We start from the raw sequence: 12,800 nt of genomic DNA, 5'->3' as shown, positions 1-12,800 counted from the left end.
TTAGTATGTGTATTAATGGCATTTTGTTCGATATTTTTATATTCCACTTGTATAGTAGAAAGATCACGGACAAAGTTCTGGCGCTCTTGTCGTTTTATCGCCTTTTCTTGCAATTCGAGAAGGCTCTTGAGACGCTCCAGATCGACATCATTTTCTAAAACTCTTTCTAAAATAAGCTCCTAAGCAGTTGGTTCGATGGCTAAATGATGTGTTTTTTCAACTTCTGTTAGGTTAGTGTTTTGTTCACTCATTTTTATCTCCTCCATTAAAGGGGCCCCCATGGCGTGAATCACGCTTGTGTTTAAAAGTTGTTTGTGTGGTTAGAAACGGCGCTTATATGGCTATTATGTGGCATCACCAGAAACCCAACAATCACGCTCATGGGAGATAGGTTGCCTTCATACTGCATAAAGCTGCCTAAATCACCCTTTTTTATATTTCTAAAGTCTTTTAATGCTCTAATTCGATAAAGTGTTTTTCCAGCAACCTCAATTGTTTCATCAGTAAGTTCGTATTTCTTTTCTGTGATTTTTGTCCATACCTTAAACGATATCATTACCAGAAACTTTTATATTTTCAGTTACTATGGCATTATCGCAAACAATAGCACCACCAAAAACACGGGCATTATCAGAGACCTCAGCGTTACCGCCAACCTTAGCTTTCTCAGAAATATGTGCTCTGTCATAAATTTTGGCATTACCATAAATTTTTGCATATCTATAAACTTCAGCACAATCGCAAATTTTGGCATCTTCATAAATACATGTATCTCCATAAACATCGTATAGTATATAAAAATACAATAAAATAAATAAGTTGCGTGAAATTATTTTATAAGAATCCACTTAAGAATCCACACTTTTATGCATGTTTAAATTGATCATTTTTTATAAACAATTGCCATGTATAAATAGACCATAAAAAGAAAATTATGATGAAAATATTATAACGCATGTGTGCATTCAAATGAGATAAAAAGCAGATATCATTTATAACAGTTCATAAATTTTACGATATGTTTTTATCACAGCACAAATTACATTGTTAAAAATTTAGTTGTTTGGAATTATCGATAATATAGGTTTTAAAGATCACATTTTGTTGTAAAGATCGGATTGTTAATGACATGATAAAAACATAAAATTACAGTTCTCAAAATTGAGAAGCCTAAAATCTAAAAATGCTATAGCAATATTTTATTACCTATTAGAGGATAATCGTTTGAAACTGTCATAAGTTTAATTTATAAAGATTGCATAAAAGGATTTAAAGACAAGATTGATTTTATAACCACGGTATTTTTTACCGGAGTAGGAAATAAAGGTAATGAAATTCAAACGTTATATCTTATGAAATCAAAGGCCTTTTAATGACATAACGCAAGCAAGCGAGCAAAAAACGTTTTAAAATTTATAGTTTAAAAATACGAAAGCAAATGAGTTTCCCCCCAAAATTGGGGGCACCTATTAAGACAAAGATAAGTAAGTAAAATTCAAAACCATTGTAACATCATAAGGTATGGGGTTTTACTTAATTTTGAGTCAAAAATTACCCTGTTTTAAAGAATACTCTATTCTAAGTTAATGCCCCCATAATTGGGGTGATTGGTTTTGCCAACTCAAAATTGAGCCGGCTAATTTGTAAGAAATTACGTTTGAGTACAAAATAAAAAGATGCTTATGAAAACCTATAAATGCTTTTCGTTACTATCAAACGCATCAACCATAACGCTCTCATTTGTAAAGTAGTTATTTGAAACAAGCACATTATCAAGATGCTTCTTTTAAAAGCGTTTTAAAACACTAAGCTCAAAATTGAGTTGAGTGCATTCAAATAACGCATTGTCTAAAATAAAAACCTATCAAACAAATCAAAATGCTTGGTAGGCTTATCAATACAACCAAAGCCAATGCATCTTAAATAATGTCTTGTAAAACGTTCTTTTTACGCTTGCAAGCGTTATTTTTAAAACAACATCTCATAAGACAAAAGCAGCGTTTTTTTACAAATGTAAAGATCATAAACCAATCTCACTCTCATTATTTTGCAAAAATATCAGAATTGTTTCAAAGCTCATTAGAAAAATTTCTGCATTCAGCCTCGAATAATTATATACTGTAATCTGCTGCTACAATATACAAAATGCTTAAAATATTAATGTACATAATTTTTTATTATTTATGGATACGTATATATATTATCTATTGTCATTTATTATCTTGATAAGAAAATTATTTCCTTATCTAAAAATAAGTACTCTACCATTTGAATATGGAAAATATTGAAGAATATAGATATATTCCTAAATTGGTATACACACATTTTGCTATTTGAAAAAAAATTACTATATTTTTCCAAAATATATCATGACTACCAGGATGAGTGGGCAAAATAACTTTATTTATTAAAGAATTATTTTCTTTACTAAGAAATAAATCTGATGAAAAAATAGTATGAATATGAGTAAAAGATGTTTCTCCTTGAAAATCTCTACATTCAGATGCTTTCACAACCGATAAAAAAATTAATAATATAGAACATATTAAAAAGAAATATTTTATATTCATTTTTATAATTTACCTCAAATAATAATATTCATAATGAAATTAACATAATTATATTTTTTTGTCTATATTATATTTAAAATAATATTATTTTTATCTTAAATGTCGTTTACTATTGATAGTTATTAAATTAATAAATTTTATATTAATTTATAATTCATTAGCTTTAATATAACTTTTAGAATTTAGTTGTATAATTTGTGAATAAGATTTTTAAATATTTATATATTGTTTATAGATTATTTCTAAGATATGTTTTATAAAACAAAACTAAATATAATAAATTTCTCTTTGCCAGATATTATCTTTCGTTAAAATACAAAAAGTGAGATAAAATAATTTATATTATTACTATTTGTATTATATCTTTCTCATGCAATGTAATACAAAACTTCATTTAAGAATCAGAACTACCCTTTCTCGAAATGAATGAGAGGGATATTTTTTTTAACGGTAAGGGCTACAAAGGATGCAATCAGCACTTTCAAAAAACCACCAGCCAAAAAACCTAATGAACTTATTAAAATTGTCAGCAAAGGGACCTGAACCATATAAGCTACCCATGGTATTCCAAAAGAATAGACAATCCCAATGCCACCCACAGTATTTATAATAAATAATATTATAAAATTTAATCGTTTCCAAAATAACTCAACCATAAAGCCAATGAAAAATGCAGCAAATGGAAAACTAATCAAATAACCACTCGTAACTCCTAAAAAAACACTAATTCCACCACGACCACCAGGCAATAGAGGTAAGCCAATTGCAATAAGCACAAGAAAAAGAAGTGATGCTAGAGCTCCCCTTTTTGCTCCAAGTATAGATCCTGCCAACATCGGAGCCATAGATTGAGCTGTAATAGGTACCCCCAGCAAAAAAGGAAAATAAATAGGAGGGAAAAGACTTAAAACAGCGTAAATCGCGGCAAATAAAGCAATATAGACTAAATCTTTTGTATTCACTGGATTATTCCTTCATTATGGGAAAGCTTTAGTTATTGTTGTAATATTAATCAAAAATATCAGCTTTATAAAAGAAAATTTTTGATACCTTAGATATAGAGAAAAATATTATAATAATTTGTTTTAATAATATTACTGATATAAATCATCTTAGATTCTACAATGTTTAATGATATCATAAATCGCTATAGTTAAAATCAATGGACTTATAATGAAATAATATATTTATTTTAACTTATTATTATTTATTTTCAAATGTACCGCATTATAATATTACATTCAAAATAAACACTTTTTTCTTTTAATGAATAAGAAAAACAGATCTTTTAATCGCGAGTACAAAAAAGGATACAATCAATACTTTCAAACAATCCCTTATCAAAAAACTGATGAAGCCATAAAAAAACCTTTAATAAGAAGCCATAAAAAAACCTTTAATAAAGAGACTTTAGTCATATCCGCTGCCCACGGAATACCAAAAGCATAGATAACTCCTATTCCCCCCACAGCATTTATCACAAACAATGTTATAAAATTTAACCGCTGCCAAAACAATTCTATCACTAAACCAATAAAAAATGCAGCAAATGGAAAACCTATCAAATAACCACTCGCAACTCCATAAAAAAGTACTAATTCCATCACAACCATCAGGCAATAAAGGCATTCCAATCGCAACAAGAAGAAAAAAGGAGCGACGCTAAAGCACCTCTTTTGGCCCCAAAGATGGCCCCTGCTAACATCGGAGCCATAGATTGAGCTGTTAATAGGTACCCCCAAGCAAAAAAGGAAAATAAATAGGAGGGAAAAAACCAAAAACAGCATAAATAGCAGCAAATAAAGCAATATAAGCTAAATCTTTTGTATTCATTTGATTATTCTTTCATTATGAGACATCTTGATGATTATGAAGTACTGCATCAACAATATCAGCCATCATAAGAGCGCGCCTCCAATGCCTCAGCTATTTCTGAAGCCATTCTTATGGTTCGTATAATTAAAGGTATTGCAAGAGCAACAATGTTAGTATTAAGTCCACGTGCTTGCTGTGCTTCACGTACCTCATTAAACTTTTCGCTCAAAAGAGGAATAAACCGGATAGCCATAGAGATAACCATACTCACTTTTGATGGATTTATACCAAAGCAACAAAAGGGCTGAAGCCCTGCTTCAATTGCATCCACCATATCTGAAACTTTTGTTGTAAACGAAATAAGTGATGATAAAGAAAAGAGGATAACAAGACGTAATATGACCTCAACTCCCGTAAGCCAACTATTAAAAATAGTTTGAAATACAAATAAAAGAACTAAAAGCAATCCCATCGATTTAAACTGCTCTATCACGGTTTTAAAAGAGATCTTGGCAACTCTATAGAATAAGGCAACAAATAATAAAAAGAGCCCAAGAAATGATATAGATGAAACCATTATTATAGTGGTTCCACATACTGTAAGAAATAATAACTTAATCCTAGGACTAAGCCTATGAATAAACGTATCTTTTGGAATATATAAACCGATCATGACATTCTTTTTATATATTCTTTGATCGCAACAAAAGGTACATCATCAATTGCTATTTCTCCCTTATCAAAAACAAGCACTCTATCAAACTTTTTCAAAAACTCCAAATCATGCGATACAACAATCGCCGTTTGTGGTAATTCTTCTATTACTTGCGTCACACGATGCTTATTGCGCAAATCAAGTAATGTCGTCGGCTCATCAAAAATAATGTAATCTGGTTTCATTGCAACTACACCCGAAATCGCAATGAGTTGTTTTTGCCCATCACTTAATAAATGAACGGCATGATTTCTAAAAGCTTCAAGCTCATAGCGCTGCAAAATTTCATCTACACGCTTCTTAATTTCATCTTTATTAAGCTTTAAATTTTTGAGACCAAAAGATAAATCCTCTTCAACTAATGGTAAAACAATCTGATTATCAGGATTTTGAAAAACAAATCCAACCTTACGCTTTACTGCTTTCGCATCGCGTTTGGTATCAAGCCCATCAACGCTTACAAAACCATGAGATGGTAATTGGAGCCCATTAATAAGACGAACAAATGTACTTTTTCCAGAACCATTTGCACCAATAACGGCGATGCGACTTTCGGTAAGTTGTATAGTAATATTTCTTAAAACACACAAATCACCAAAAACTTGTGTTACCTTATCAAATTTTATAAGCCCCAAGGTTTATTCCAATCAGTCCCTTTGATTAGCTCTTCTTTCGCTATCGTTTCAGTTTATAACCTAAAAGTAAAAACAAGCACCATAGAGGAATAATAATGACTGCCAAACTCATATCAGGCATCTGCACTGGAATATATGACCTGAGAAAAGATGCCTTTATTCCTACCACCTCAAACAGTTGAGCTATGAATCCATTTTGTCCAAAACCACTTATAAACATTATACAAAATAATAAAGCAAGAAAGCATAAGCAAAAATAGTTAGCGTAAGGATATAAACCAAAAGCATAAATAAACGGCTCTTTTTTGTCCTTATGGGCCTTTCGAAACTTCAAATGAACAATAACAATAATGCCCCAAGTAATAACCGCTGCTGCTGTAGCAAGAGCCATGATCCGCATAAAACTATTATTAGGAATAAGAGTATTAACGATGATAATAATTGCAGTACAGATTGATGAAAATAGGATAGCAACATACGGCACGCGTGCAGAATTAAGTTTACTAAAAATATGTGGTGCATTTTTTTGTATAGCTAAACTGTAAAGCATACGACCATTAGAATAAATACCACTATTATAAACTGAAATAGCAGCCATAATAACCACAAAATTCAAAATATGACCGGCAGCTGGAATTCCTATCGTCTCAAAAATTGTTACAAAAGGACTACCATTTTCCTCAATCATATTCCATGGATTGAGCATCATAATAACACTAATGGAACCAACATAAAAAATTACAATTCTCCACATAACCTTACGAATAGCTGTGGGAATTGTTTTTGTTGGATTTGAGACTTCTCCAGCAGCAACACCAATCAGCTCTGTTCCCCCAAAAGAAAACATCACCACACATGTAGCTAAAATAACTCCCTCTATCCCATAAGGGAAAAAACCACCATATTCCCAAAGACGATGAATGCCTACTTGATATCCACCTATTCCAGTGACAATAAGAAAAATTCCAAAAATAATCATACCAACAACGGCTGTAACTTTAATCAAAGCCAAACCAAATTCAAATTCACCGTAAAAACGAACATTCAACAAATTGATCAATGTCACACACACAAGAACAATAAAAGACGACTTCCAATGATCAATCAAAATCCAATGATCTAAATAAAATCCGATCACTGTAAGTTCGGTCATACTGACGAGAATATAAAGAAACCAATAATTCCAACCTGTTATAAAACCTGCTAAACCTCCCCAATATTTATAAGCAAAAAAACTAAAAGCACCTGATGTTGGTTCTTCTACTGACATTTCACCAAGCATTCGCATGATAAAATAAATAATAATTCCTCCGAAAAGATAAGCGAGAATAGTCGAAGGACCCGCCAATTTTATAGATTCTGTTGAACCATAAAAAAGACCCGTTCCAATAACGCCTCCTAAAGCAATCATTTGAATATGACGATTTTGAAGATTACGTTTTAATTCATTGTTCTTTTTGTTAAACATCATGCCTCATTACTTTTGTTGAGCCTAACCTCAACTTTTATCGAAAAAATTACGCACCTTTTTTCAAAAAGTACAACACAAACGTAAACTTATTTTCTTGTAATAATGCAACTCCTTATTTTTCTATGCATTATACGTATGTCCTGTTAAAATTTTAAGAAAAAATATGCTCCGCCTTTTATTTAAATTAATGACCTTCATTTTCGTTACACTAACAATTATAGCATTGGTCATTGACAATGCACACTCTGTAATCACATCACATTGGACAAAAACCCCCCTTAATAAAATTTTAGCAAACCTTCTGCAAACAGATATCCATAGCTTTAATCAATCTCTATGCAAGATAATGCCTGATTTTCTGTCCTCAATTTGCATTACTCTCACTTATTTACCAGCATGGTCTATCTTTGGTGCTTTAGCAATAATATTTTATATCTTAACTTACGAAAAACAAAAGCCTTTTCATAACATAGCATATACATATAACGAAGAATATATTTAAGCTTGAAAAAAACTTCTAGAACTCACTGTACTATACACAACCAATATAGCTTAGAGTACCTCACTCTACCAAAACAACTGAAAATTACTTGATCATAAGAACGGATTACAACTCTTTATTATGAATATATACCCTCACTTATGATTTCTATAGATAATGATAACATCACTCCATTTGCATTAATTCAAAGAAATTAGCGAATAAATCTAAGTCCTTATTCCACCTATAAAAAACTCTGTACAGAAAAAATTGAAATATATCAAAATCCCTAGATTCTTCTATAGCTGTTGCTTTATACTCTATAAAAACCTTTCTTACTTCAGCACTAAAAACCACGTATAAAAAATGCCTTCTAATAGCAGCACTCCTTATACGATTGAAAATTTTTGAAATTAATGAGGAAGCTTATAACAACTGTTCTACATATTAAAAAAATGCATTCAATAAAAACTAATCTATCAATAACAGTAATCGTGATAAAGAACATCTCACCCCCTCCTCCCATTGTGATATTCACCCCACCACATCTAAAAAATCCAAGAGACTCTTACTAAAAAATTTTAAAAAGCATCTTCTCGCTATTGAGAAAATGGTAAAATAACAGCTTCAGAAACACTCTGTTCTTCTAAATCTGAAAATCGTCTCGCTAAAACATCAACTTTTTTAGATATCTCATCCAAACTTTTCCATTGATTGGTTACTACACGAGAAAGCTCTTCAATGAATTTTTCTTGGTAAGCTAACTTCGTTTCTAGTTCTACCAACCGATTTTCATCCGACATGATTCTTACTCCATCTTAAATAAAAAATGTGATTAATTTTATTAATCCTCCCCCTTTTTCTTCCTATAAAAATGAAAAATAACTTTTCAACTAATTCTACTCATCCTATTTTCACATTAATAAAGGTTTATGATGATCTTTGTTTTTCTAATCACTTATTCAATAAATTTCCTTCTTTGTTAAGAATCAGAAAATGTTTTTTATCTTTACTAAGATATCTTGACACCATTTTCTATTTTAAAGATTGACGTTTCCAGCTTCTTAACTTTGAGCGCTATCGTAAATTTGAAAGCATTTTATAGCATTAAGATCAAAAAATACTGCGACCCCCGACTCTTACATATTTCTCCTCCTCCTTCAAATTATTATCATATTTTATAAATTATTGAAAAAAATGCATACTTGCTTTTATACGTACTTTTAGCTATTACCCTCAGATTAGTTTTTGTCTCATTGACTTACAAACCTACGCCGCATTAGCTCAGTTGGTAGAGCACATCATTCGTAATGATGGGGTCGCTGGTTCGAATCCGGCATGCGGCACCATTTTTTCTCTTTAATGTATTAAAATATATAGATTTTTATTGAATCGGTAATTTTCAGACCACCTTTTAGACCACCTCTTGTGATTTATACAATTTTACTTAATTTGTTGTTATTTGCTCCGTATTTTTCTTTGGAGTAAATGCTAAGATTTCTTTCTCCACCTTACAGCTCTCCCTAGCTTATAGGGTTGAGGAAACTCCCCTTGAAGTACCCAATTGCGAATCGTTGTGGTTGATACACTAAAAAGCTGTGCACATTCACGGGTTGTTACATATCTATCGCCATCATCAAATATCATCTCATTACCTTTCTATTTTTATATTACTTAAATGGGCGGGGGTGCTGGGAGGAGAAAGCACCCCCATAACTTCATGCGGCTTTTGTCGAGATCTTTTGCATCTCTTGTTCTATTTCCTCTAAAAAGACTTTAGCCGCTTAATTAATCTGTTTAATTTGTTCTTCATCACGATGAATGCGTTTGATTTTCATGCGCAAGTGAAGTGATTTGCCTACAAAGTTTGGATTATAGCTCATGAAATCACACCATTTACGTCCAGAGCAAGCCATTTGGAACTGCATTTGCGCACTATATTCCGGCTTTATATCGTCATCTATAAAAAAGCGTAGATGGGTATTTGTTTGCGGGGGCATTTGACTTCAACTAAACCATCATCACCAATAAACCCATCAGGGCTTGCACCAGCCATTTTGATTGTGGGGTGTTGGATAAATCCGCATCTTGTGACAGTCGTATCATAAATGAATTCATATTCTCTTAAGGCATTCTCTTCATGTTCAATGCCCCATTGCATAGCAGGTGTTGTATAAGATTGGCTTATTTCCCCTGTTAAGCTTTCTGTCATGAGTTTCATTTTGTAATCTTCATATTTGCTTGTAGGCAAACCTTTAGCTGTCTTACTGAATACGTTGTAAACGTTTGAAGCGGTGACTTTTCCTAAACGCGCTTGAAACCATTCTGCTGTTCTTTGCTCCATCTCACAGCGCCGTTCCCTGTTCGTGTGACGTTGCTAGATCGGCATCTTGTATAATAGAATCTGTTTCTACCTTTTGTCTGTTTTGTTTATCTTTCAAAAGATGTAACATCGTTTGTGCTTGTTCTTCAGACATATCTTCAAGCTTTTTGACGTTGACATAAGTAAGTATTTCTTCTTCTGTTTGAGTTTATACTATGAGTCTTCTGATTGCATTGATCTGTTGTGGAAAAGCTTTTTTAATAGGTGGGTTCCCATCTGTATCATCATCTTCACTCACGGCATTAAGAAGCATACCTAACAGATATCTGCGTGCGTATGTGATTGCAGAACCAACCGATTGTATATTTGATTTGCATCCTTTAGTGTCATAAGGAAACTTTCTTTCTGTTGAGATTTTATTCCCAGATGGATGCGTCAAAGTCATTTCTATAATTATATTGTCTAAACTCTGTTCTTTGATACGAGAAAACAAAGCAAATCGGTGTTTTGCAAGAGTCCTCTTTACAGCATCAATGTACTTGGTCAAGGGTTGCATATTGGCTGTTTGTATGGGTGTTTTTGTATTTTTTGATATTCTATTTGCATATTTGAAAGATCACTGGCAAATCTTTCGTAGTTTTGTCGTTCTATTTCTTTTTCTCGTAAGGCAATGAGACGCTCGAGACGGTCCATATCGATATCATTTTCTAAGGCTCTGTTTAAAATGCGTTCCATAGCAGTTTGTTCGACGGCTAAATGATGTGTTTCTTCAATTTCTGTTAAGTTAGTGTTTTGTTCATTCATTTTTCTTTCCTCCATTGTGTGCAATTCCCCCGTGGAGTGAATCACGCATGTGTTAAAAGTTGGTTTGTTTTGCTAGAAAGGAATGATATCCTTTTGTGAAGAGACGCCGCTCTGGGCGGTCATAGTTTGTTTACAAGCTTTTGAATTATCATAAATTTTTACATTGCCATAAATTCTTGAATCGGCATCAATAATTACATTTCCATAAATTTGTGTGTGTCCAAAAATCTCAGCACAACCACCAATTTGTGCGTTATCATAAACCTTAGCACTATCGTAAATCTTGACACAGAAATACGCCTTGGCATCATTATAAATCCAGCAATCGTCTTTTTGACTTAAATTGTCTTCATACTCTACAAAGCCCCCCAAGGTCGCCTGCCTTTACATCACCAAAATCTTTTAATGCACGTATGCGGTAAAGCGTAAGGTATCCATCAAACTCAATTTTTTCATCAGTCAGTTCGTATTTCTTTTTTATCATCATAACCTCCTCTTAATGCATACTTTGTACTTTAAGTTCTTGAGACAGCAGCACCATGCCTTTTGTGGTAATCTTTACGCAAGGAATGATTTTTTCTATTCCACTCGCAGTTTGAAGTGTGATGGTTGGACAATCCACAAGTTGCTTTTGGATTTTGTCTTGATACGGAAGCAAATTCCCACCTAATTGTACGTCTGTAAATCCAACCTTTTTTCTGTAAGAATTGAGTGAATTGTTTTGGTTGTATCTCGAGTATTTTAGCGGCTTCTGTAAGACCAAAGAGCCCATTATGGTGCTGTAAACTTTCAAGAGCAGCCACTTTGGGTTTAAGGGCACTCACTTCGCTTTTTACAGGTCTCTAATTGTGTGAAGCTTTCTAAAAGCAGCCTAAAACAGCAAAATAGTGAAAATTCTGATGGTTTTGTGATTAGATATGCGTTTAAATCGTCAAAAAGATACCGTACAACGCGATTTAAAGATTTTATGATGAAAGCATATTGAAATTAAAGTTCTGTACGGTTAATTTTAAGGTAAATAAAACCATTGGTAAAATTAGGATTCAAGCATGTCCATTTTAAAACATTTATTCTTAACACACCGTAAACAGCCTATGCAAAAAAGTGGGTTGCAACAGCTGTTGGATATGTTCCTTGAAGAGACGGAGCGGCAGAGTATTTTTACAACCTTTACGAATACGAAGACGGCACAAGAGAGTGTGAAAAGTTTGATGGCGGTCAATATTATACCGTACCAGAAAAGGCAGATTTTAGCACCAAAGCGTAAGTAAAAGCATGGGGTTATGGTGGCAATTTGCCAAAAAGCGTTCTCGATTACGAGCCTCTTATAGATGAGATCAACAAAGAGATAAAAAACTATCGAAAACCGTGGGAAATGAATATGTTTACAGATAAGCAGATAAGAGCCTTGTTTAGCATTATAACTTTTATATTTTTATGTTTTTTAGGAATTAAAAAAATCTTTACTTTATTCAGAGTATTTTGACATTCGCGTCTGTTTCTTTGGTAATAGTCACAACGGTTTTTGCAATTTTATGCAATTCCAATATTCCTTCTGAATTGCAGAGCAACCCAAAATACAAATGCGGAAATACAACAGGTTGGGTGAAACTAACACGTGATTTAAAACAGTATATGCACCGATTTTTAAAGCTAATAAGTTTAGCACTTGTCATTTTAATTGTCCCAAGTAGTTATAAAGAAACGGTTTCTTTGCCTGTTATTTCTAAGTATATGGAACATAAGCTTTATTTTTCATTGGATACTATACTTTGGTACTCAGATATTGCTCTTTGGTATTCTTTTTTAGTCTGTGTATTTTTCCTTATGTTACGTACACGCAGTTTAATAAATATATCTATTTACACACTACAGTGCTCCATTAAAAAGCCATAGTAAAATTTCCAATTTTATAAAACTGTTTAGATTAAATGGTGTTGTCTCTTCTCAACGTTCATAGATGAAATCAACAAGAGCATAAAAAAC

9 protein-coding genes, 1 tRNA gene and 9 pseudogenes are annotated in these 12,800 nt (G+C 32.5%); 4 read left to right on the top strand and 15 right to left on the bottom strand.

The annotated features are described in order from the left end of the window. From ACFINC_RS07395 to ACFINC_RS07360, 8 genes and pseudogenes are all read right to left on the bottom strand, one after another. A pseudogene (locus tag ACFINC_RS07395) lies at positions 1–251 on the bottom strand (recombinase); the annotation flags it as partial. A 50-nt stretch (positions 252–301) separates the two neighbouring features. Then, positions 302–556, bottom strand: coding sequence for a hypothetical protein (locus tag ACFINC_RS07390; RefSeq protein ID WP_375616765.1), 255 nt, complete (start codon positions 554–556; stop codon positions 302–304). Continuing rightward, positions 543–848 (bottom strand): hypothetical protein, encoded by a 306-nt coding sequence (locus ACFINC_RS07385; protein ID WP_375616764.1) that lies wholly within the window; start codon positions 846–848, stop codon positions 543–545. The genes ACFINC_RS07390 and ACFINC_RS07385 overlap by 14 nt, the downstream gene beginning before the upstream one ends. A gap of 2,129 nt (positions 849–2,977) precedes the next feature. Continuing rightward, entirely contained in the window at positions 2,978–3,532 is a 555-nt protein-coding gene (locus tag ACFINC_RS07380; protein ID WP_375616763.1) for a biotin transporter BioY, read from the bottom strand. 301 nt (positions 3,533–3,833) lie between these two features. Then, positions 3,834–4,403: pseudogene (locus tag ACFINC_RS07375) on the bottom strand (biotin transporter BioY). A 15-nt stretch (positions 4,404–4,418) separates the two neighbouring features. Then, positions 4,419–5,058, bottom strand: a pseudogene (locus ACFINC_RS07370) (energy-coupling factor transporter transmembrane component T family protein). Then, positions 5,055–5,735, bottom strand: a complete 681-nt coding sequence (locus ACFINC_RS07365) for an energy-coupling factor ABC transporter ATP-binding protein (protein WP_375616762.1) — start codon at positions 5,733–5,735, stop codon at positions 5,055–5,057. The pseudogene ACFINC_RS07370 and the gene ACFINC_RS07365 overlap by 4 nt, the downstream one beginning before the upstream one ends. 40 nt (positions 5,736–5,775) lie before the next feature. Further along, complete coding sequence (locus ACFINC_RS07360; RefSeq protein WP_375616761.1) at positions 5,776–7,206, bottom strand: amino acid permease; 1,431 nt, start codon at positions 7,204–7,206, stop codon at positions 5,776–5,778. A 163-nt stretch (positions 7,207–7,369) separates the two neighbouring features. Between ACFINC_RS07360 and ACFINC_RS07355 the strand changes: the two genes are divergently transcribed. Beyond that, positions 7,370–7,708, top strand: a complete 339-nt coding sequence (locus ACFINC_RS07355) for a hypothetical protein (protein ID WP_375616760.1) — start codon at positions 7,370–7,372, stop codon at positions 7,706–7,708. Positions 7,709–8,286: 578 nt separating this feature from the next. On the opposite strand, the gene ACFINC_RS07350 is transcribed toward ACFINC_RS07355, so the two are convergent. Next, positions 8,287–8,490 carry a SlyX family protein gene (locus ACFINC_RS07350; RefSeq protein WP_375608768.1) on the bottom strand — a complete coding sequence of 68 codons (204 nt, stop codon included), beginning with the start codon at positions 8,488–8,490 and terminating at the stop codon, positions 8,287–8,289. Between the two features lie 470 nt (positions 8,491–8,960). Here ACFINC_RS07350 and ACFINC_RS07345 point away from each other — a divergent pair. Beyond that, positions 8,961–9,036, top strand: a tRNA-Thr gene (locus ACFINC_RS07345). Between the two features lie 98 nt (positions 9,037–9,134). Here ACFINC_RS07345 and ACFINC_RS07340 read toward each other — a convergent pair. From ACFINC_RS07340 to ACFINC_RS07315, 6 genes and pseudogenes are all read right to left on the bottom strand, one after another. After that, a pseudogene (locus ACFINC_RS07340) lies at positions 9,135–9,334 on the bottom strand (helix-turn-helix transcriptional regulator). A gap of 71 nt (positions 9,335–9,405) precedes the next feature. Further along, positions 9,406–10,031 (bottom strand): annotated as a pseudogene (locus tag ACFINC_RS07335) (lambda exonuclease family protein). A gap of 1 nt (position 10,032) precedes the next feature. Continuing rightward, a pseudogene (locus tag ACFINC_RS07330) lies at positions 10,033–10,814 on the bottom strand (ERF family protein). A gap of 72 nt (positions 10,815–10,886) precedes the next feature. Further along, positions 10,887–11,186, bottom strand: coding sequence for a hypothetical protein (locus ACFINC_RS07325; protein WP_375616759.1), 300 nt, complete (start codon positions 11,184–11,186; stop codon positions 10,887–10,889). Further along, on the bottom strand, positions 11,164–11,301 hold the full coding sequence (locus ACFINC_RS07320; protein ID WP_375616758.1) for a hypothetical protein: 138 nt from the start codon (positions 11,299–11,301) through the stop codon (positions 11,164–11,166). The genes ACFINC_RS07325 and ACFINC_RS07320 overlap by 23 nt, the downstream gene beginning before the upstream one ends. 9 nt (positions 11,302–11,310) lie before the next feature. After that, positions 11,311–11,638, bottom strand: a pseudogene (locus tag ACFINC_RS07315) (phage antirepressor KilAC domain-containing protein); the annotation flags it as partial. A gap of 225 nt (positions 11,639–11,863) precedes the next feature. On the opposite strand from ACFINC_RS07315, the pseudogene ACFINC_RS07310 reads away from it, so the two are divergent. Together ACFINC_RS07310 and ACFINC_RS07305 are read left to right on the top strand one after the other, a co-directional pair. Continuing rightward, positions 11,864–12,183 (top strand): annotated as a pseudogene (locus ACFINC_RS07310) (hypothetical protein); the annotation flags it as partial. A 12-nt stretch (positions 12,184–12,195) separates the two neighbouring features. Then, positions 12,196–12,710 (top strand): annotated as a pseudogene (locus ACFINC_RS07305) (hypothetical protein). Positions 12,711–12,800: the final 90 nt, after the last annotated feature.

Source organism: Bartonella sp. AP58NXGY (assembly GCF_042195785.1).
GTDB lineage: Bacteria > Pseudomonadota > Alphaproteobacteria > Rhizobiales > Rhizobiaceae > Bartonella.
Note: the sequence above shows the minus strand (reverse complement) of the source record. Positions and strands in the feature narration are given on the sequence as shown.

Coding starts and splice junctions, on each gene's coding strand:
- ACFINC_RS07390 (WP_375616765.1), bottom strand. CDS start 556: ATGATATCGTTTAAGGTATGGACAAAAATCACAGAAAAGAAATACGAA.
- ACFINC_RS07360 (WP_375616761.1), bottom strand. CDS start 7,206: ATGATGTTTAACAAAAAGAACAATGAATTAAAACGTAATCTTCAAAAT.
- ACFINC_RS07355 (WP_375616760.1), top strand. CDS start 7,370: ATGCTCCGCCTTTTATTTAAATTAATGACCTTCATTTTCGTTACACTA.
- ACFINC_RS07350 (WP_375608768.1), bottom strand. CDS start 8,490: ATGTCGGATGAAAATCGGTTGGTAGAACTAGAAACGAAGTTAGCTTAC.
- ACFINC_RS07320 (WP_375616758.1), bottom strand. CDS start 11,301: ATGATGATAAAAAAGAAATACGAACTGACTGATGAAAAAATTGAGTTT.